The sequence below is a fragment of the Mycolicibacterium vulneris genome (assembly GCF_002104765.1).
Taxonomy (GTDB): domain Bacteria; phylum Actinomycetota; class Actinomycetes; order Mycobacteriales; family Mycobacteriaceae; genus Mycobacterium; species Mycobacterium vulneris.
This window is the reverse complement of the sequence record NZ_NCXM01000013.1, coordinates 136,530-154,982: the sequence shown is the minus strand read 5'-3', so window position 1 is coordinate 154,982 and position 18,453 is coordinate 136,530. Positions and strand designations below refer to the sequence as shown.

Annotated in this window: 21 protein-coding genes; 6 read left to right on the top strand and 15 right to left on the bottom strand. The window is 68.5% G+C overall.

Annotation, left to right across the window (positions count from 1 at the left end):
* The first annotated feature begins 15 nt into the window (after positions 1-15).
* The 4 genes from B8W69_RS14755 to B8W69_RS14740 are packed head-to-tail and all read left to right on the top strand — an operon-like array spanning position 16 to position 3,009.
* The gene (locus B8W69_RS14755; RefSeq protein WP_085290514.1) at positions 16-522 is read left to right on the top strand and encodes a DUF2617 family protein; all 507 of its coding nucleotides are present in this window, start codon (positions 16-18) and stop codon (positions 520-522) included.
* A complete protein-coding gene (locus B8W69_RS14750) occupies positions 519-950 on the top strand; it encodes a DUF4247 domain-containing protein (protein ID WP_085290541.1) in 432 nt (143 codons plus the stop codon). The genes B8W69_RS14755 and B8W69_RS14750 overlap by 4 nt, the downstream gene beginning before the upstream one ends.
* A 17-nt stretch (positions 951-967) precedes the next feature.
* A complete protein-coding gene (locus tag B8W69_RS14745; protein WP_085290540.1) occupies positions 968-1,423 on the top strand; it encodes a DUF350 domain-containing protein in 456 nt (151 codons plus the stop codon).
* Positions 1,420-3,009, top strand: a complete 1,590-nt coding sequence (locus B8W69_RS14740; protein ID WP_085290513.1) for a polyamine aminopropyltransferase — start codon at positions 1,420-1,422, stop codon at positions 3,007-3,009. The genes B8W69_RS14745 and B8W69_RS14740 overlap by 4 nt, the downstream gene beginning before the upstream one ends.
* On the opposite strand, the gene B8W69_RS14735 is transcribed toward B8W69_RS14740, so the two are convergent.
* The 11 genes from B8W69_RS14735 to B8W69_RS14685 form a co-directional block, all read right to left on the bottom strand.
* Complete coding sequence (locus B8W69_RS14735) at positions 3,010-3,765, bottom strand: YebC/PmpR family DNA-binding transcriptional regulator (protein ID WP_064954805.1); 756 nt, start codon at positions 3,763-3,765, stop codon at positions 3,010-3,012.
* Between the two features lie 142 nt (positions 3,766-3,907).
* A complete protein-coding gene (gene pdxT, locus B8W69_RS14730; protein ID WP_085290512.1) occupies positions 3,908-4,498 on the bottom strand; it encodes a pyridoxal 5'-phosphate synthase glutaminase subunit PdxT in 591 nt (196 codons plus the stop codon).
* Positions 4,495-5,340, bottom strand: coding sequence for an acyl-CoA thioesterase II (gene tesB, locus B8W69_RS14725; protein ID WP_085290511.1), 846 nt, complete (start codon positions 5,338-5,340; stop codon positions 4,495-4,497). The genes pdxT and tesB overlap by 4 nt, the downstream gene beginning before the upstream one ends.
* A gap of 9 nt (positions 5,341-5,349) precedes the next feature.
* On the bottom strand, positions 5,350-6,255 hold the full coding sequence (gene pdxS, locus B8W69_RS14720; RefSeq protein WP_077091724.1) for a pyridoxal 5'-phosphate synthase lyase subunit PdxS: 906 nt from the start codon (positions 6,253-6,255) through the stop codon (positions 5,350-5,352).
* 69 nt (positions 6,256-6,324) lie between these two features.
* Positions 6,325-7,350 (bottom strand): NUDIX domain-containing protein, encoded by a 1,026-nt coding sequence (locus B8W69_RS14715; protein WP_085290510.1) that lies wholly within the window; start codon positions 7,348-7,350, stop codon positions 6,325-6,327.
* Positions 7,350-8,474 (bottom strand): glycosyltransferase family 4 protein, encoded by a 1,125-nt coding sequence (locus tag B8W69_RS14710; RefSeq protein WP_085290509.1) that lies wholly within the window; start codon positions 8,472-8,474, stop codon positions 7,350-7,352. The genes B8W69_RS14715 and B8W69_RS14710 overlap by 1 nt, the downstream gene beginning before the upstream one ends.
* A complete protein-coding gene (locus B8W69_RS14705; RefSeq protein WP_085290508.1) occupies positions 8,474-9,439 on the bottom strand; it encodes a phosphatidylinositol mannoside acyltransferase in 966 nt (321 codons plus the stop codon). The genes B8W69_RS14710 and B8W69_RS14705 overlap by 1 nt, the downstream gene beginning before the upstream one ends.
* Before the next feature lie 17 nt (positions 9,440-9,456).
* Positions 9,457-10,098, bottom strand: coding sequence for a phosphatidylinositol phosphate synthase (gene pgsA / locus B8W69_RS14700; RefSeq protein WP_085290507.1), 642 nt, complete (start codon positions 10,096-10,098; stop codon positions 9,457-9,459).
* Positions 10,095-10,670 (bottom strand): ATP adenylyltransferase, encoded by a 576-nt coding sequence (locus B8W69_RS14695; protein ID WP_085290539.1) that lies wholly within the window; start codon positions 10,668-10,670, stop codon positions 10,095-10,097. Before B8W69_RS14695 ends, pgsA begins: the two co-directional genes overlap by 4 nt.
* 2 nt (positions 10,671-10,672) lie before the next feature.
* Entirely contained in the window at positions 10,673-12,727 is a 2,055-nt protein-coding gene (gene thrS / locus B8W69_RS14690) for a threonine--tRNA ligase (protein ID WP_085290506.1), read from the bottom strand.
* Between the two features lie 171 nt (positions 12,728-12,898).
* A complete protein-coding gene (locus tag B8W69_RS14685) occupies positions 12,899-13,093 on the bottom strand; it encodes a hypothetical protein (RefSeq protein ID WP_085290505.1) in 195 nt (64 codons plus the stop codon).
* A gap of 425 nt (positions 13,094-13,518) precedes the next feature.
* Here B8W69_RS14685 and B8W69_RS14680 point away from each other — a divergent pair, with 425 nt between their 5' ends.
* Entirely contained in the window at positions 13,519-14,370 is an 852-nt protein-coding gene (locus B8W69_RS14680; RefSeq protein WP_085290504.1) for an LLM class F420-dependent oxidoreductase, read from the top strand.
* Between the two features lie 96 nt (positions 14,371-14,466).
* On the opposite strand, the gene B8W69_RS14675 is transcribed toward B8W69_RS14680, so the two are convergent.
* A complete protein-coding gene (locus B8W69_RS14675) occupies positions 14,467-15,090 on the bottom strand; it encodes a PaaI family thioesterase (protein WP_085290503.1) in 624 nt (207 codons plus the stop codon).
* A 39-nt stretch (positions 15,091-15,129) separates the two neighbouring features.
* On the bottom strand, positions 15,130-16,014 hold the full coding sequence (locus tag B8W69_RS14670; protein ID WP_085290502.1) for an aldo/keto reductase: 885 nt from the start codon (positions 16,012-16,014) through the stop codon (positions 15,130-15,132).
* Positions 16,015-16,071: 57 nt separating this feature from the next.
* On the opposite strand from B8W69_RS14670, the gene B8W69_RS14665 reads away from it, so the two are divergent.
* Entirely contained in the window at positions 16,072-16,572 is a 501-nt protein-coding gene (locus tag B8W69_RS14665; RefSeq protein WP_085290501.1) for a DUF1990 domain-containing protein, read from the top strand.
* A 361-nt stretch (positions 16,573-16,933) separates the two neighbouring features.
* Here the strand turns inward: B8W69_RS14665 and B8W69_RS14655 are convergent, their stop codons facing one another.
* Together B8W69_RS14655 and B8W69_RS14650 are read right to left on the bottom strand one after the other, a co-directional pair.
* Entirely contained in the window at positions 16,934-17,890 is a 957-nt protein-coding gene (locus B8W69_RS14655; protein WP_085290500.1) for an NAD(P)H-dependent flavin oxidoreductase, read from the bottom strand.
* Positions 17,891-17,896: 6 nt separating this feature from the next.
* Positions 17,897-18,241, bottom strand: coding sequence for a cupin domain-containing protein (locus B8W69_RS14650; protein WP_085290499.1), 345 nt, complete (start codon positions 18,239-18,241; stop codon positions 17,897-17,899).
* Positions 18,242-18,453: the final 212 nt, after the last annotated feature.

Sequence of the window (18,453 nt, the reverse complement as noted above, 5' to 3'; positions counted from 1 at the left end):
CACGAGGTCTCCTCGGTGCCCCTTCATCAGCTCGCAGTGACCCCGGCCGACGTATCCGGCGAACGGCTGGGACTCGCGCTCAACGCGCCCATGCCCGCGCCGCTGGCCAGCTGCCGGCTGGACCACCCAGACGGCGGCGCCGCGCTGCTGCTGGGCGTGCTCGGTGCCTCACACGTCGTCGCCGTCGAGCACGCGTTCTCCGAGGAGATCTCTTGCACCGCACGCAGTCTCGGGGCCGACCTGCCGCAACGCACCGAGGCGCCCGGCTACCGCCTGCACTCCCGCACCGACGCCCATGACGAGACGAGCTTTCGCCGCCTCGCGCGGGACCTGCGCGGCCGTTGCGCCAACCGGGCGGGCTGGCTCGGCGGCACGTTTCCCGGCGATGACGCCGCGCTGACAGTGCTGGCCGCCGAACCCGACGGCGCCGGCTGGCGCTGGCAGACCTGGCACCTCTATCCCGGGCGTCCCGCCGGCAACGGCGGAACGGTGGTGCACACGGCCAGCCGGTGGCGCCCGTGAGCCGCAACCGCCTGTTCGTGATCGCCGGCGTGCTGGGCGCGGCCGGGGTGACATGCCTGATCTTCGGAATCCTCTTGCTGCAGAAGAACATTGCGTCGTATGTCGCGGGCCATTATCACGAGTACGCCCGCGACGTGAACGGGACTCGCTACCAGTGCACCGGGTCGCCCGAACAAGTGGCCGACACACTCGCCGACTACGCCGAACCCGACGCGCGGGCCGACAACGGCAAGACCGAATACCTGCGCTACAGCAACAACATCGTGATCGTCGGCCCCGACGGCACCTACCCGTGCAGCATCCGCGTCGAACCGCTGAGCGCCGGATACAGCCACGGCGCATTCATCTTCCTCGGCCCCGGATTTTCCCCGGGATCCCCATCGGGCGGCGCCGGCGGCACCCCCGGCGGCCCCGGTGGAATCAAGTGAACGCAAAGGAGAACACCATGTATCTCGCCGTCGAGATCGGCACCGTCGACCTCAACCCCGTGCTGAGAGGCGCAGTCGCCACGATCCTGTACTTCGTCGTCGGCATGGCTGTGCTTCTCGTCGGGTTCTACGCGGTCGACGTGCTGACCCCGGGAAAGCTACGCCAGCTGGTGTTCATCGACCGCCGGCCCAACGCCGTGGTGGTCGCAGGCGCGATGTACATCGCCCTGACCGTCGTCATCATCACGGCCATCGCCAACAGCTACAGCCAGCTGGGCCAGGGACTCGTCGGGGTGGCAGTGTACGGGCTGATGGGCGTCATCCTGCTGGGCGTCGCGCTGCTGGCGATGCACCTGCTGATCCCGGGCAGTTTTCACGAGCACATCGACGAGCCCCAGCTGCATCCGGGATCGTTCGCGGTAGCGCTGATACTGCTCGCCGTTGGAGGGGTGACCGCCGCGGCGGTGTCATGAGCGTTGTCGGGTCGGCGGGCGATGTGCGGGCGCCCGAGGGGACACAGCTCGCGGCGGTGTCGGGACGGTGGCGGGCGCTGTTGCTGGCCGCCGTGGCGGCATGCGCGGCGTGCGGCATCATCTACGAACTCGCGCTGCTGACCCTGTCGGCCAGTCTGGACGGCGGCGGGATCGTCGCCACCTCGCTGATCGTCGCGGGCTACATCGCCGCGCTGGGCGTGGGCGCGCTGCTGGTCAAGCCGCTGCTGGCGCACGCGGCGATCGCCTTCATCGCCGTCGAGGCGCTGCTGGGCATCGTCGGTGGGCTGTCGGCTGCGGCGCTGTACGTGGTGTTCGCGTTCCTGGACGGGTCCGTCGGGTCGACGTGGGTGCTGGCGGCGAGCACCGCGCTGATCGGTGGCCTGGTCGGTGCCGAGGTGCCGCTGTTGATGACGCTGCTGCAGCAGGGACGGACGGCGGCAGCCGCCGATGCCGGACGCACGCTGGCCAACCTGAACGCCGCCGATTACCTGGGCGCACTGCTGGGCGGGCTGGTCTGGCCGTTCCTGCTGCTGCCGCAGCTGGGAATGATTCGCGGCGCGGCGGCCACCGGCATGATCAACCTGGCGGCCGCCGCCATCGTAGCGATTTTCCTGCTACGCCAAGTGGTTTCGATGCGCCAGCTAGTGCTGGCGCTGTGCGCGCTGGCCACTGCCGTCGGGCTGCTCGCCACCCTGCTGCTGCGTTCGGCCGACGTCGAAACAACAAGCAGGCAAAGGCTTTACGCCGACCCGATCGTCGCCTACCGGCACACGGCCTATCAGGAGATCGTGGTGACCCGCCGCGGCAACGACACCCGGCTGTATCTCGATGGGGGCCTGCAGTTCTCCACCCGCGACGAGTACCGCTACACCGAAAGCCTCGTCTACCCCGCCCTCGGCAACGGCGCCCATTCGGTGCTGGTGCTCGGCGGCGGCGACGGCCTGGCGGCCCGCGAATTGCTGCGCCAGCCCGGCATTTCCAAGATCGTGCAGGTCGAACTCGACCCCGCGGTGATCGACATCGCGCGCACCACGCTGCGCGCCGCCAACGGTGGTTCGCTGGACAACCCGCGGGTGGCCGTGCTGACCGAGGACGCGATGAACTGGCTACGAGGACCGAACGTGGACCGCTTCGACGCGGTCATCGTCGACCTTCCCGACCCCGACACACCCGTGCTGGGCCGGCTGTACTCGACGGAGTTCTACGCGCTGGTCGCCCGGGCGCTGGCTCCCGGTGGGCTGATGGTGGTGCAGGCGGGCAGCCCGTTTTCCACCCCGACGGCGTATTGGCGCACGGTGTCGACGATCCGGGCGGCCGGCTACGCGGTCACGCCGTATCACGTGCACGTGCCCACGTTCGGCGACTGGGGATTCGCCCTGGCGCAGCGCGCGGACGCCGCACCCACCCCGAAGGTGCCCACCGACGCGCCCCCGCTGCGTTACCTCAACCAGCAGGTGCTCGACGCCGCCGGCGTCTTCGGCGGCGACAACGGCCCGCGCCCGGTGGAGCCGTCGACCCTGGACAATCCGCGCATCGTCGAGGACATGCGGCACGGATACGACTAGCTACTCCTCGTCGAGGGCGGCGAGCACCTCGTCGGACAGGTCGACATTGGTCCAGACGTTCTGCACGTCGTCGCTGTCCTCCAGCGCGTCGACCAGCTTGAACACCTTACGCGCGCCCTCGACGTCGACGGGCACGCTGACCGACGGCTGAAAGCTGGCCTCGGCCGATTCGTAGTCGATCCCGGCGTCCTGCAGCGCGGTGCGCACCGCCACCAGGTCGGTCGGCTCGGAGATCACCTCGAAGCTCTCACCCAGGTCGTTGACGTCCTCGGCGCCGGCGTCCAGCACGGCGGTCAGCACGTCGTCTTCGGTGAGCCCGTTCTTTTCCAGCGTGACGACGCCCTTGCGGGTGAACAGGTAGGACACCGATCCGGGATCGGCCATGTTGCCGCCGTTGCGGGTCACCGCCACCCGGACCTCGCCGGCCGCGCGGTTGCGGTTGTCGGTGAGGCACTCGATCAGCACCGCCACGCCGTTGGGGCCGTAGCCCTCGTACATGATCGTCTGGTAGTCGGCGCCGCCGGCTTCCTCGCCCGCGCCGCGCTTGCGGGCGCGCTCGATGTTGTCGTTGGGCACCGAGGTCTTCTTCGCCTTCTGGATGGCGTCGTAGAGCGTCGGGTTGCCGGCCGGGTCACCGCCGCCGGTGCGGGCGGCGACCTCGATGTTCTTGATCAGCCGGGCAAACTCCTTGCCACGGCGCGCGTCTTTGACGGCCTTCTGATGCTTGGTGGTGGCCCACTTGGAATGGCCGCTCATCGGTGTCCTATCTGGAAGTCCTCTTGTTTTTGTGGCCAGACGAGTCTACGTGGACGGTTGGGGTGAGTTGGCCGTCGACTACCCTGCCGTCTCAGTGGCCCCAGGAGTCACAGCTACGGCCGGTGTGCAAACCGGCCGATCGTCATCCGGTGACGAGGTCGACGAACAGGTGGTGGATGCGCCGGTCGCCCGTCATCTCCGGGTGAAAAGCCGTGGCCAGGTTGCGGCCCTGCTTCACCGCGACGACGTGCCCGGCCGCGCTGGCCAGCACCTCCACGCCATCACCCGCGCGCTCGACCCAGGGCGCGCGGATGAACACCGCGCGCACCGGGTCGCTGAGCCCCACGAACGGAATGTCACCCTCAAAGGAATCGACCTGACGCCCAAAAGCGTTGCGCCGCACCGTCATATCGATCGCACGCAGCGGCAGTGCCTCGCGCCCGCCCGAGCCGGCGTCCAGGATCTCACTGGCCAGCAGGATCATCCCGGCGCAGGCGCCGTAGGCGGGCAACCCGTCCGCCAGCAGGCCCCGCAGCGGCTCCAGCAGGCCTAGGTCGAGCAGCAGGTGGCTCATGGTGGTCGATTCCCCACCGGGAATGACCAGGCCGTCGACCGCCTCGAGCTCGCCACGCCGGCGCACCGGCATCGACTCGGCCCCGGCCTCGAGAAGGGCGGCCAGGTGCTCGCGGGTGTCACCCTGCAGCGCCAGGACCCCGATCCGCGGGGCGCTCACTGCTTGGTCGGCTGGTACCCGCGTTTGAAGCGGGTCAGCCCCTCCTGCATGACGGCCGCGACCATCTCGCCGGACTGCGTGAAGATCTTGCCTTGGCACAGCGCGCGACCGCCGCTGGCCGACGGCGAGCTCTGGTCGTAGAGCAGCCACTCGTCGGCCCGGAACGGGCGCATGAACCACATCGCGTGGTCCAGCGAGGCCACCTGCAGATGGTCGCGCTCATCGAGGTGGGTGACCTGGGCCGAGCCGAGCAAAGTCAGGTCGCTCATGTAGGCCAGCGCGCAGATGTGCAGCACCGGGTCGTCGGGAAGCGGGTCGCGATGCTTGAACCAAACCTGCTGCTGGGCGGCCTTGCCCTGCACCTGATGCACCTGGTCGCGCGGGACGATTCGGATGTCCCACTCCTGGAACTGCTTGAACCCCTCGTCGTCGAACACCTTCATCGACTTCAGCCCCGGCAGCTCGTCCGGCGGTGGCGCCGAGGGCATCACGTCCTGGTGGTGGATGCCCTCCTGGTCGGTCTGAAACGACGCCGACATGGAGAAGATCGTTGCGCCGTGCTGGATGGCGTTGACCCGCCGCGTGCAGAACGAGCCGCCGTCACGTAACCGCTCGACGATGAAAATGGTTGGCGCCGAGGAGTCTCCGGGCCGGATGAAATAGCCGTGCAACGAGTGCACCAGGAAATGCGGGTCGACCGTGCGCACCGCCGACACCAGAGACTGCCCGGCGACCTGTCCGCCGAACGTGCGCTGGAAATTTCCCTGTTCGGGGCTGAACACGCTGCCCCGGTAGATGTTGACCTCGAGTTGCTCGAGATCGAGGATCTCTTCGATCGCCACGGACTGTTTTTACCAGCCGCGTTCGGCCAGCCGATGTGGCTCCGCGATCTGTTCGACGTTGATGCCCACCATCGCCTCGCCCAGCCCGCGCGACACCTTGGCCAGCACGTCGGGGTCGTCGTAGAAGGTGGTCGCCTTGACGATCGCAGCGGCGCGCTGCGCGGGGTCGCCGGACTTGAAGATGCCCGAACCCACGAACACGCCCTCGGCGCCGAGTTGCATCATCATCGCCGCGTCCGCCGGGGTGGCGATGCCGCCCGCGGTGAACAGCGTTACCGGCAGCTTGCCCGCCCGGGCCACCTCGACGACGAGGTCGTAAGGGGCCTGCAATTCCTTTGCGGCGACGTACAACTCGTCTTCGGACAGCGACGTGAGGCGGCGGATCTCGCCGCCGATCGCCCGCATGTGGGTGGTCGCGTTGGAGACGTCGCCGGTCCCGGCTTCACCCTTGGAGCGGATCATGGCTGCGCCCTCGCTGATCCGCCGCAGCGCCTCGCCGAGGTTGGTCGCGCCGCACACGAACGGCACGGTGAACTTCCACTTGTCGATGTGGTGGGTGTAGTCGGCGGGAGTGAGCACCTCGGACTCGTCGACGTAGTCCACGCCGAGGCTCTGCAGGATCTGCGCCTCGACGAAGTGGCCGATGCGGGCCTTGGCCATCACCGGGATGGTCACCGCGGCGATGATGCCCTCGATCATGTCCGGGTCGCTCATCCGCGACACCCCGCCCTGCGCGCGGATGTCGGCGGGCACCCGCTCCAGCGCCATGACGGCGACGGCACCGGCGGCCTCGGCGATCTTGGCCTGCTCGGGGGTGACGACGTCCATGATGACGCCGCCCTTGAGCATCTCGGCCATGCCGCGTTTGACGCGCGCCGTTCCGGTTCGCCCGTTGCTCGGGTGGGCGGTACTCACTGCATGATCTCCTTCAACCGTTGTCGACCCAGTCTAATGAGGCGCTTTGGCCCGCGTTGACCGACGGAGTCAGCGGATGGACAGCAGCGGCCCGGGGGTGCGGCCGCTGGCGAGCGTGGCCGCGTCGGTAAGCAGTCCGGATAGTTGCATGGGGTACACGGTCTCCCCCGCCGCGACCAGCGCAGCGATGTCAGCAGCGTCACACCAGCGGTGGCCGTGGATGTAGCTGCGTTCCAGCTCGGTTCGGCCCGTGCGCGACGGCTCGAACCGCTGGGTGCGATAGACGAAGTAGAACTCCTCGCTGTCGATCAGCGAGCCGTTGAACTCGAAGACCTCGTCGCGCCGCCATACCGGCCCGATCATCTCGGCCGGCGCGACCCGCAGACCGGTTTCCTCGGCCAGCTCCCGCGCGGCGGCCTCGGCCAGCCGCTCCCCTTGCTGCACCTCGCCGCCCACCGTGAACCACCACTTCGGCGCGTGCTGGTGAGCGAGCGCGGGATCCGACCCGCACAGCAGCAGCACCGCGCCGGTGTCGTCGAGCAGCACGATGCGCGCCGAGGTGCGGTGGTTGAGAACGCCGTGGTCACCGTGGGCAAGCGCGTGTGGCCGCTCGACGATCTCGAAATAGCTGGGCAGCGCGGCGGTTCCGCCGAGGCGGAACAGCCGCACCAGGGGCCGTTCGGCCAGCGCCAGGGTGTCGCGGACCGCGTCGTTGTGAAAGCGACGGGCCAGCACCACCCGGGCCTCGGCGTCGGCCAGCTCGGCGATCAGCCCGGCCGGCAGCGACGCCGGATCGACGACGGCCAGCGCGGCCGACAGCTCGTTCTCGGCGTTTTCCCGCGCGGGCCGCGGCGCCCCCTCGGCGGCGTCGGCCAGCGCCGCCAGCCGCCGCCCTTGGGACGCACCGCCGTAGGCGTCGATGGCGACGGCGCGCGACACCACCGCGCGCCGTGCCAGTGCGCCGTCGAGCGCCTGCCACGACAGGTCGTAGCGGACGTGCAGCCGGTCCAGCCGGTTGGCCGTCCGGTACGCCCACGCGCCGAAGACCGCCAGCACCGCGACGAACACCGCGATGGCGACAATCAGCCATGCCATCAACTGGCCACCTCAACCTTGGCGCCTGACGCGGCGACCGTCTCGTACACCCGCATGATCTGGCTGGCCACCACCGACCAGTCGTAGCGCTGGACAGCGTCCGAACCGGCCGTCACATAACGTTCCCGCAGCACATCATCCTCCAGCACCGCGATCAGCGCATCGGCAAGCGCGTCGCCGTCGCCGACGGGCACCAGGCACCCGACGTCGCCGTTGCGCAGCACGCGCCGGAAGGCGTCCAGATCGCTCGCCACCACCGGGGTGCCGGCGGCCAGCGCCTCGACCAGCACGATGCCGAAACTCTCCCCGCCGAGGTTGGGTGCGCAGTACGCGTCGGCGCTGCGCATGGCCGACGCCTTCCCGGCGTCATCGACCTGGCCGAGGAAGCGAATGTGGTCCACCAATTCGCCTGCTTGAGCACGCAACTGGTCCTCGTCGCCGCGACCGACGACCAGCAGCTGGACGTCGGGAAAACGCTCGACCAGCCCCGGCAACGCGTCGAGCAGCACCGACATGCCCTTGCGCGGCTCGTCGTAGCGGCCCAGGAACAGCACCGTCTTGCCGGCGCGGGGATAGCCGTCCAGGCGCGGCGCGGAGGCGAACGAGGCGACATCGACGCCGTTGGGGATCTCCACCGCGTCGGTGCCCAGCGCCTCCATCTGCCAGCGGCGGGCCAGGTCAGAGACCGCGATCCGCCCGACGATCTTCTCGTGCATCGGGCGCAGGATGCCCTGAAAGACCGTCAGGGTGAGCGATTTGGTGGTCGACGTGTGAAACGTAGCCACGATCGGGCCCTCGGCGATGTTGAGGGCCAGCATGGACAGGCTCGGCGCGTTGGGCTCATGCAGGTGCAGCACGTCGAAATCGCCTTCGGCGAGCCACTTTTTCACCTTGCGGTGGGTGGCCGGCCCGAACCGCAGCCGGGCAACCGACCCGTTGTAGGGAATCGGGACGGCCTTGCCCGCCGAGACGACGTAGTCGGGCAGTTCGGCATGAGGCGAGGCCGGAGCGAGCACGCTGACGTCATGCCCCCGAACGCGCATCACCTCGGCCAGCTGCAAGACGTGCGACTGCACCCCGCCCGGAACGTCGAACGAGTAGGGGCAGACCATCCCGATCCGCATCAGGTGTCCTTCAGCCGGGCCTGCTTGGCTTCGGGGAGGTCGGCCAACCACTGCGGCTGCATCATGTGCCAGTCCTGGGGGTAGGCGGCGATGTTCTTCTCGAACTGGTCGGCCATCGCCTGGGTGATGGCGGCGACGTCACCGCTGGTGCAGTCCAGCGGCGACTGTATGTCGACGCCCCAGCCGCGGTCCTCGAACCAGCAGTGCGCCGGCAGCAGGGCCGCGCCGGTCGCGATGGCGAGCTTCGCCGGCCCGGCCGGCAGCCGGGTGGGCTCACCGAAGAAGTCGACCTGCACGCCGGTGCGGGTGAGGTCGCGCTCGGCCATCAGGCACACCACCCGGTTGGCCCGCAGCCGATCGCACAACACGTCGAACGGCGGCCGTTCTCCCCCGGACAGGGGCAGCACCTCGAAGCCGAGGCGTTCGCGGTAGGCAATGAAGCGCCGGTACAGCGATTCGGGTTTGAGTCGCTCGGCGACGGTGGTGAAGGTGCCGTGTGTCTGCGCCAGCCATACCCCGGCCATGTCCCAGTTGCCGCTGTGCGGCAAAGCGATCACCGCGCCGCGACCGCTGTTCAGCGCCGCCTCGATATGGTCTCGCCCCAGTACCGAGTCGTGCAGCTCGCGGCCCAGCGCAACCAGGTCCATCCCCGGCAGCCGGAACGCCTCGCGCCAGTAGCGGGCATAGGAGGCCAGCGAGGCGCGCATCAGCGAGTCGGGCACGTCCTCGGGCGGCACACCGACGACGCGAGCCAGGTTCTTGCGCAGCTGGTCGGGGCCGCCGCCGCGGGCGGCGTAACGCGCCCCGGCCTCAAATGCGTTGCGCGCGGCGAACTCCGGCATCGCCCGCACCGCCATCCAGCCGAACGCGTAGGCCCAGTCGGAGCCCATCCCGCCCGTCAGGCGGCCCACCGTCCGGCTGGCCAACTGGCGGGGCATCCGGCGTTGCGCCTCAATCATTTTCATGCCCGGCGGAGTCGGAATCACGGCTCGCTCACCAACCGATCGGTCGCACCGGGCGAGGTCCGCACCGCGTGCAACCGCTGCGCGCAGGTGAGGAGGCTGGCCACCGCCAGCACCCACATCGCCACGGGCAGCGCAGGCGGCCACGCAACGAACGGAAAGTCGGACACGCCCGCGCCGACGAGCACGATGATCAGCCGTTCCGGCCGTTCGATCAAACCGCCGTCGCCGCGCAGCCCGCTGGCTTCGGCACGAGCCTTGATGTAGGAGATCACCTGCGAGGTGACCAGGCAGATCAGCGTGGCGACCGCCAAAAGCTTGTCGTGCAGGCCGAAGACGATCCACCACAGCAGCCCGCAGAACACGGCGCCGTCGCTGACCCGGTCGCAGGTCGCGTCCAGCACCGCGCCGAATCGGGTGCCGCCGCCGCGTTCCCGGGCCATCGCCCCGTCGAGCATGTCGAAGAGGACGAAGAACGAGACCACACACGCCCCCGCGAACAGCTTGCCCATCGGGAACAGCGTCAGCGCCCCGGCCACCGCGACGATAGTGCCCAGGATCGTGACGACGTCGGGGGTCAATCCCAGCCGCAGGCACGCCCTTGCGGTCGGAGTGGTCAGCCGCGCGAACGCCGCCCGCGACAGGAACGGCATTTTGCTCATGGTTGTTTTGTCCACTCCGTGGCCAGCAGCTGGCGCGTGTCGCGCAGCAACTGCGGGATCCCCTTCGCCCCGCCGATGATGGTGATGAAGTTCGCGTCGCCACCCCAGCGGGGCACCACGTGCACGTGCAGGTGTTCGGCCAGCGACCCGCCGGCTGATGTCCCCAGGTTCAGGCCGACGTTGAATCCGTGTGGCCGCGAGACGTTCTTGATGACGCGAATCGCCTTCTGAATGAAGAACATCAGCTCCGCGCTTTCCGGGTCGGTCAGGTCCTCGAGCTCAGAGACCCGCCGGTAGGGCACCACCATCAGGTGTCCGGGGTTGTAGGGGTAGAGGTTGAGCACGGCGTACACGAGCTCGCCGCGGGCGACCACCAAACCGTCTTCGTCGGTGAGGTACGGAATGTCGGTGAACGGCTGCTCAGTCTTGCCATTGTCGCGCTTCGTCGGCGCTTCGGCCAGGTAGGTCATCCGGTACGGCGTCCACAACCGCTGCAGGTGATCCTCCTTGCCGACCCCGGTGTCTAGGATGGTGTCGTCGGCGTCCCGCTCGGCCGGTTCGCGATCACTCACGGTCACTCACCACTTGACACCTTCACGAGTTCGGCTGTGGGCACTGAATTCTCGCGATCGGCGATCCACTTCACAATGGCATCGACCGCGCTGTCGCGGGGCACGCCGTTGATCTGCGTGCGGTCACCGAAACGGAAGCTGACCGCGCCGGCCTGCACGTCGCGGTCACCGGCCAGCAACATGAACGGCACTCGCTGGGCGGTGTGGTTGACGATCTTCTTGGCCATCCGGTCGTCGCTGGAGTCGACCTCGACGCGCACCCCGCGCGACTTGAGTTGCGCAGCAATGCTTTCCAGGTATTCCACGTGCTCGTCGGCGACCGGGATGCCCACCGCCTGCACCGGCGCCAGCCACGCCGGGAAGGCTCCTGCGTAGTGCTCGGTGAGGATGCCGAAGAACCGCTCGATCGACCCGAACAGCGCCCGGTGGATCAGTACCGGCCGCTGCCGCGACCCGTCGGACGCGGTGTATTCCAGCTCGAATCGGTCCGGCATGTTGAAGTCGAGCTGAATGGTCGACATCTGCCAGCTGCGGCCCAGCGCGTCCTTGACCTGCACCGAGATCTTCGGGCCATAGAACGCCGCGCCACCGGGGTCGGGAACGAAATGCAACCCGGAGGCCTCGGCGACCTCCCGCAGGACTTCGGTGGCCTCGTCCCACATCTCGTCCGAGCCCGAGTACTTCTCCGGGTCCTTGGTGGACAGCTCCAGGTAGAAGTCGTTGAGCCCGTAGTCGGCCAGCAGATCGAGCACGAAGCGCAGCAGCGAGGTCAGCTCGTCGCGCATCTGCTCTCGCGTGCAGTAGATGTGGGCGTCGTCCTGAGTCATGCCGCGCACCCGGGTCAGCCCGTGCACCACGCCCGACTTCTCGTAGCGGTACACGCTGCCGAACTCGAAGAGCCGCAACGGAAGTTCCCGATACGACCGGCCGCGCGACCGGTAGATCAGGTGGTGCATCGGGCAGTTCATCGGCTTGAGGTAGTAGTCCTGCCCCGGCTTGCGCACCGTCCCGTCCGCGTTGAACTCCGCGTCCAGGTGCATCGGCGGGTACATGCCGTCGGCGTACCACTCGAGGTGGCCCGAGGTGATGTACAGCTGCTCCTTGGTGATGTGCGGGGTGTTGACGAACTCGTACCCGGCCTCGATGTGCTTGCGCCGCGAGTACTCCTCCAGCTCGCGACGGATGATGCCACCCTTGGGATGGAAAACGGCCAGGCCGGAACCGATTTCGTCGGGAAAGCTGAACAGGTCCAGTTCGGCACCCAGCCTGCGGTGGTCGCGGCGCTGCGCCTCCTCGAGCAGCTCCATGTGCTTGTCGAGCGCCTCCTGCGACTCCCAGGCGGTGCCGTAAATGCGTTGCAGGCTTGCGTTGCTCTGGTCGCCGCGCCAGTAGGCGGCCGAGCTGCGGGTCAGCTTGAACGCCGGGATGTGCTTGGTGGTCGGGATGTGCGGACCGCGGCACAGGTCACCCCAAACCCGTTCTCGGGTGCGGGGATTCAGGTTGTCGTAGGCGGTGAGCTCGTCGCCGCCTACCTCCATTACGTCGGGATCCCCAGACTTGTCGTCGACGAGTTCGAGCTTGTAGGGCTCGTCGGCCAGCTCCGCACGCGCCGCGTCCTTGGACTCGTAGACGCGCCGGTCGAACAGCTGTCCGTCCTTGACGATCTGGCGCATCCGCTTTTCCAGCTTGGTCAGGTCCTCCGGCGTGAACGGCTCGGTCACGTCGAAGTCGTAGTAGAACCCGTCGGTGATCGGCGGCCCGATCCCCAATTTGGCGTGCGGGAACAGGTCCTGGACAGCCTGGGCCAGCACGTGTGCGGCCGAGTGCCGGATGACGCTGCGTCCCTCGTCGGTGTTGGCGGCCACGGGGACGACGTCGGCGTCGGCGTCGGGCGTCCAGCTCAGGTCGCGCAGTTTGCCGTCAACGTCGCGCACCACCACGATCGCGTCGGGCGTGCCCCGGCGCGGCAGCCCGGCTTCGCCCACCGCGGCGGCCGCGGTGGTCCCGGCAGGCACCCGGATCGGGGCTTGCGGGGTGGGATCTGCGGGGGCGGTCATTGCGGCGGTCTCCAAGGCTCGATGGGTCGACGACCATGCTATCCGGGCGGTCCGTGACCGAGCAGGGCCGCCGAGCTGTGCGCTTCGCAAGGCGGGCGAACGGCTGTCCGACAGGCGGCGATGACGGCCGTGGGTTCGCCGGTTAGCGCCTGGGGCCCGGCCGCCGTGAGCTCATGTATCGCACGGCTTCACGTCGGGCGAGTTCATGTTGCCGCCCTTCTCGACGATGGCGTCTGCCTGGTAACCCTGCTCCTGCAGGGCTTGTACGAATTTGATCCTGTCGGCCGGGTACAGCTGCCGCTTCGGCTTGCGACATTGCGCCTTGGGACTTTCGAAGTTGGCCCCGGATATTTCCCCCTTCACCACCGGGTCTCGCCGGTACTCGCCTCCCGCATCTCTTTGAGGGCGCTTTCTCCCGCTTGCCCTTGAGGATCACGTATTCCGCGTTCGTCCTTTGCTGGGCAATCTCGGCTACTACAAAGCCTTCGTGGTTTGCTCGAACGCACTTCCGTTCGTGCAGTAGGTGAAGCCCAGTTCGACTCGTTCGGGGAGATTCATCTCCAGAAGTCAAGCACTGCACTTGTCCGTCCTTCGCGCGATAAGTGAACGTCTGCTGTGACAATGGGTCTCCGAACCACTGAAGTGGCCGTCCCTGCGGCGGGCGGTGTTTCGGGGGGTTGCGGCGCAAGCGTTGCCACTCCCCCGGTTTTTCTTCCACCCCTGCGGGTAGCCCGCCGCTACCAGATGCGGCGAAGCCGTTCGGCGCACCGCGGTAGGCAAGGAGAAGACTCATGAAGTTCGGTTTGTGCTACTTCCCGACGGACTACGGCATGCGGCCGGACGATCTCGCCGCGGCCGGCGAAGAACGCGGTTTCGAGTCGCTGCTGTTCTGCGAGCACACCCACATCCCGACGAGCAGAAAGTCGCCTTACCCGGGGGGCGGCGAGCTGCCGAAGATGTACGCGCACACCTACGACCCGTTCGTTGCGTGCACCGCGGCCGCGGCGGCCACCCGCCGCCTGAAAATCGGTACCGGCGTGTGTCTGGTGGTGGAGCGGGATCCCATCACGACGGCGAAGGAAGTGGCCAGCGTTGACCGCCTCTCCGGCGGACGGTTCCTGTTCGGGGTGGGGGCGGGGTGGAACCGCGAAGAGATGGCCAACCACGGCACTGATCCGCGCGTCCGGATGTCCGTCATGCGCGAACGCATCGAGGCGATGCGGCAGATCTGGACGTGTGACGAAGCTGAATACCACGGAAAGTTCGTCGACTTCGACCCGCTCTGGTCGTATCCGAAGCCGGTCCAGTCGCCGCTTCCGGTACTCGTCGGAGGGATGGGCCCCACGGTGGAGGACCGCGTCATTTCCTTCGGGGACGGCTGGCTGGCGCAGGATGTGACTCCGGAGAACCTGAACACGTTTGCGGACCGCGCGGCCCGACTGCAGCAGCGCGCGGCCGACGCCGGGCGGGGCCGGATTCCGATCAGCCTTTTCGCCGCATCGTCGGACCGGGGCATGGTGGAGAGATACGCGTCCGCCGGGATCGAACGGTGCCTGTTTCTGCTGCCGGACGCTGGCGACTCAGAGGTCACCAGGGAGCTCGACAGGTTGGCCGAACGAGTCGCGATCGGGCAGAACTCTTAGGGTCATCCTGCCAGCGCGGGGGCAGCAGCGGTGTCGTTATGCGGGACCGCGCCATTTTGGTGATAAGCGCGGTGTACCCACTGAGGGACGAGCGTCTCAGGGCTGGCCAGGCTTGAGCCGTACAAACAGCGCGTCGGCTTCGGTCAGCAACTGATCGCCGTCGGTCAACCGGCCCGACACGAAGATCTTGCGCCCGTCCACCCGTTCGATGCCCGCGTCGAACTGCAGTTCCTTTTCCACCGGGACGATGTGGCGGTAATCGATCTTGAGGTATGCGGTGCGCTGCCTCGGGTTGCCGGTGAGCACCGACGCCGACAACCCAAGGATGGAGTCGAACAGCATCCCCAGCGCGCCGCCGTGCACGGCGCCGTTGCGGCCCAGGTGGAACCGGGCGAAGCGGGCCTGGCCGTGGATCCGGCCGTCCTCGCCCTTATTCGCCGACATCGGGATCGTCAGGATGTTGCCGCGCATCGGCAGGTCCATCCGCCGGCCCGACGGGGACGCCCACTCGTCGGCGTCGAACGGCGCCAGCAGCGCCGACACCTTTTCCAGCAGGTCGGCGGCCTCGGTGATCACCTCGTCGGGCGCGTCGGCGGCCCGGGCGTGGTCCTGCAACGAGCGCACGGCGTCGATGAACCTGCCGTAGTCGGGCCCGCCCTTGGTCGTCGGTTCCGGCGGGTTGAACCCCCCGCCGAGGTGTCGCTGATGTTCGGCCACCACAACACCGTATTGCCCGGCAGACGGGCTTTCCCGCGGTGGTTAGGCGGGCTGCTGCGCCCCGGCGGCGGACAACGTTTCGAATTCGTCGTCGGACAGCTCGATCTGGGCGGCGGCGACGTTCTCCTCCAGGTGCGCGACCTTGGACGTGCCCGGGATCGGCACCATCACCGGCGAACGCTTCAGCAACCACGCCAACGCCAACTGCGACGGCGACGCGCCGTGGTCGGCGGCGATGCGCTGCAGCGGGCCGTCGGGGGCGGCCAGCGGCCCGGCGGCCAGCGGGAACCACGGGATGAAGCCGATGCCCTGTTTGGTCGCGGTGTCCAGCAGCGGCTCGGCGCCACGGGCGGTCAGGTTGTACTTGTTCTGCACCGACACGATCTCGGTGATGCGCTGGGCCGCGTGCAGCTGGTCGACGTCGATCTCGGACAGGCCGATGTGGCGGATCTTGCCCTCGTTCTTCAGGTTGAGCAGTTCGCCCACCTGGTCTTCCAGCGGGAAGTTCGCGTCGATGCGGTGCAGCTGGAACAGGTCGATGGTGTCCACGCCCAGCCGGCGCAGGCTCATCTCGCATTCCTGGCGGAGGTAGTTCGGGTTGCCCAACGGAATCCAGACGTCCGGGCCGGTGCGCAGCAGTCCCGCCTTGGTGGCGATCACCAGGCCGTCGTAGGGATGCAGTGCCTCGTGGATGATCTCCTCGGACACGTAGGGGCCGTAGGAGTCGGCGGTGTCGATGAAGTTCACGCCGAGCTCGACGGCCCGGCGCAGCACCCGGACGCATTCGGCGCGGTCGTCGGGCGGGCCCCACACGCCCTTCCCCGTCAGGCGCATGGCGCCGAAGCCGAGTCGGTTGACGGTCAGGTCGCCGCCGAAGGTGAAGGTTCCGGAGGCGCCTGCAACAGTTTTCGAGTTTTCTGCGGTCACTTTTACGACCGTACGCTCCAAATGCCGCCGCGTATCCCAGCGTGGCAAGCTGAGCACGTGGACCTACGAGCGCTCGAGGAACTCCCCCTGACCTACGCCGAAGTGGGGGCGACGGCTAGCGGCGAACTGCCGGCCGGATACGACCATCAACACAATGAGCGCCAAATCGGCACGGGCGAACAGCGTTTCGAGCAAGCCGCCGCCGCGGTCATGCGCTGGGGCATGCAGCGCGGATCCGGGCTGCGGGTGCAGGCCAGTTCCGAGATCGCCGTCGTGGACGCGGTGGTGGTGGTGAAGATGGGCTTTTTGCCGGCGCCCTGTCGGGTCGTCTACGTCGTCGACGAACCCGACATCCGCGGCTTCGGCTACGGCACCCTGCCGGGCCATCCGGAATCCGGCGAGGAACGCTTCGTGGTTCGCCGCGACCCGGCGACCTATGCGGTGTACGCGGAGGTGTCCGCCTTCTCCCGGCCCGCGACCTGGTGGAGCAAGGCCGGCGGGCCGGCGGTGAAGGTGGGTCAGCGCCTCATCGCCAGGCGGTACCTGCGCGCGGTCTGACGGGTTGACGCGCCGCGACGCCGCCTCCGATTGTGCCGGTGTGCACTCCCTGCGCCAGCCGGGCCAGCGCGACGGCGAGTACGGCCCCACCATGGCCGTGGGGTCCCCTCCTCCGAGAGACGCCGGCGCGGCGCTGCAGCGCGCGGTCGGGGTGCTGCGCCGATACGGCTACGAACCCCGTTTCTCCGAGAGTGAGGTCGAGCTCGCCAACTGCCCGTTCCACGCGCTGGCGCAGGGGCAGACGGAGCTGGCCTGCAACATGAACCACGCGCTGATCACCGGTGTGTCCGATGGGCCCACACCGCACGGTCCCGACGCCCGACTCTGCTCTGCCCCGGCCGGGACCGGTGTTGCGTCGTGCTTACGCCCGGCCGCCGGTAGGTCCCCACCGGGACAGCAATTCCTCGGCACCCGTGCACATCTCGTCGATGACGTCGGCCACCGACGCGTCGTTGCGGATCATCCCGACACCCTGCCCGGCGTCCACCGGCGCGATCCGGTGGTCCTCGGCGGCGATGGCGGCGGCCAGCTCGTCGCAGGCCCCCGCGTCCAGCGCCTCCTCTTGGCCCGTCCAGTGCTCGACGAAGTCGTTGGCCAATACCCGCGACGGGAACCGCGCCGGCCAGGGCAGACCCTTGGCGACGTCGAAGACCCGGGTGACCGCGGTGTCGGTTTCGGTCGCCCTGACCAGAGCGCGACGGCCGGTGTCGCCGGTCAGCGCCTCCGGGCATGCCGACAGCCTGGTGCCCACCCACGCTCCGCTGGCACCGGCGGCCAGCACCGCGGCCAGGCCGCGCGCCGAGGCGACACCGCCGCCGGCCAGCACCGGGACGGAGACGGCGTCCAAAACGGCGTCCAGCATCGGCAGCAGCCCCAGCTTGTCCTCGCCGTGCCCGCCGCCCTCGGACCCGCGCGCGACCAGGATGTCGACGCCGGCGTCGACCGCCTGGCGCGCCCCGGTGCTGTCGTAAACCTGTGTGACGGTAGGGATTCCGGCGTCATGCGCCTTGGCGACCCACGACCATTCGGTGCCGAAGCTGACCGACAGCAGGGCGGGGCGTGCGGCCAGCGCGTCCTCGAGCAGGCCGGCCTCGTTACGCATCACCCAGTCGACCATGCCGATGCCGAACCGCCCGTCGACGTGCCGTAGCTGCTCGGCGAGCAGCTCCCTGGTCGCGACGCTGCCCATGCCAACCATGCCGAGACCACCGGCGGCGGTGACCGCCGCGGCCAGGCGGCCACCGGCGACCCCGCCCATCGGGGCATTGACGATGGGGACCCGCAGACCGAAATTCTTTGACCAGGGCGTCGACAGCATCGGCGGCTAGTGCGCAGAGGGAATCGTCTTCAGCACGGTCAGCAGGACCACCGAGTCCTCGACCGCGTGCAGGGCGTGACGTTCGGGCGGAATCGCGACGTATTCACCGGCCTTGCCGTCCCAGGCGTCGCCGCGGGTCGTCAGGCGCACGTGACCCTCCAGCACCTGCAGCGTGGCCTCACCGGGGCTGTGGTGTTCGGAGAGGTCGTGACCGGCCAGCAGGGCCAGCACCGTCTGGCGAAGCTCGTGGGTGTGACCGCCGTAGATGGTGTGGGCGGCCCGTCCGCTGTGCGATTGCTTGGCTTCGGCGATCTTTTCGGACGAGAGGTCGGTCAGCGAGATGGATTCCATAGTGGGTCCTTCGGAGTTGCAAGGCCCGCACGAGCCTTGAGGGTTGCCGTTAACCGCTCAGTAGCAGTATCCCCGCTACGACGAGGCCGACGACTTTGACCGTCTCCAGGGCGACGTAGGCGTAGTGGACGCGGGAGCGCGGTCCGCCCGATGCCGAGCCCGACCTGCAACGTCACATTGGGCGCCCGGAATTTCAGCGGGGCTTCCAGTCA

What these genes read in the sequence shown, in the direction of transcription:
- B8W69_RS14745 (WP_085290540.1), top strand. Translation starts at nt 968, where the DNA reads ATGTATCTCGCCGTCGAGATCGGCACCGTCGACCTCAACCCCGTGCTG.
- B8W69_RS14740 (WP_085290513.1), top strand. Translation starts at nt 1,420, where the DNA reads ATGAGCGTTGTCGGGTCGGCGGGCGATGTGCGGGCGCCCGAGGGGACA.
- B8W69_RS14735 (WP_064954805.1), bottom strand. Translation starts at nt 3,765, where the DNA reads ATGAGCGGCCATTCCAAGTGGGCCACCACCAAGCATCAGAAGGCCGTC.
- B8W69_RS14715 (WP_085290510.1), bottom strand. Translation starts at nt 7,350, where the DNA reads ATGGCATGGCTGATTGTCGCCATCGCGGTGTTCGTCGCGGTGCTGGCG.
- B8W69_RS14710 (WP_085290509.1), bottom strand. Translation starts at nt 8,474, where the DNA reads ATGCGGATCGGGATGGTCTGCCCCTACTCGTTCGACGTTCCGGGCGGG.
- B8W69_RS14705 (WP_085290508.1), bottom strand. Translation starts at nt 9,439, where the DNA reads ATGAAAATGATTGAGGCGCAACGCCGGATGCCCCGCCAGTTGGCCAGC.
- pgsA (WP_085290507.1), bottom strand. Translation starts at nt 10,098, where the DNA reads ATGAGCAAAATGCCGTTCCTGTCGCGGGCGGCGTTCGCGCGGCTGACC.
- thrS (WP_085290506.1), bottom strand. Translation starts at nt 12,727, where the DNA reads ATGACCGCCCCCGCAGATCCCACCCCGCAAGCCCCGATCCGGGTGCCT.
- B8W69_RS14680 (WP_085290504.1), top strand. Translation starts at nt 13,519, where the DNA reads ATGAAGTTCGGTTTGTGCTACTTCCCGACGGACTACGGCATGCGGCCG.
- B8W69_RS14655 (WP_085290500.1), bottom strand. Translation starts at nt 17,890, where the DNA reads ATGCTGTCGACGCCCTGGTCAAAGAATTTCGGTCTGCGGGTCCCCATC.
- B8W69_RS14650 (WP_085290499.1), bottom strand. Translation starts at nt 18,241, where the DNA reads ATGGAATCCATCTCGCTGACCGACCTCTCGTCCGAAAAGATCGCCGAA.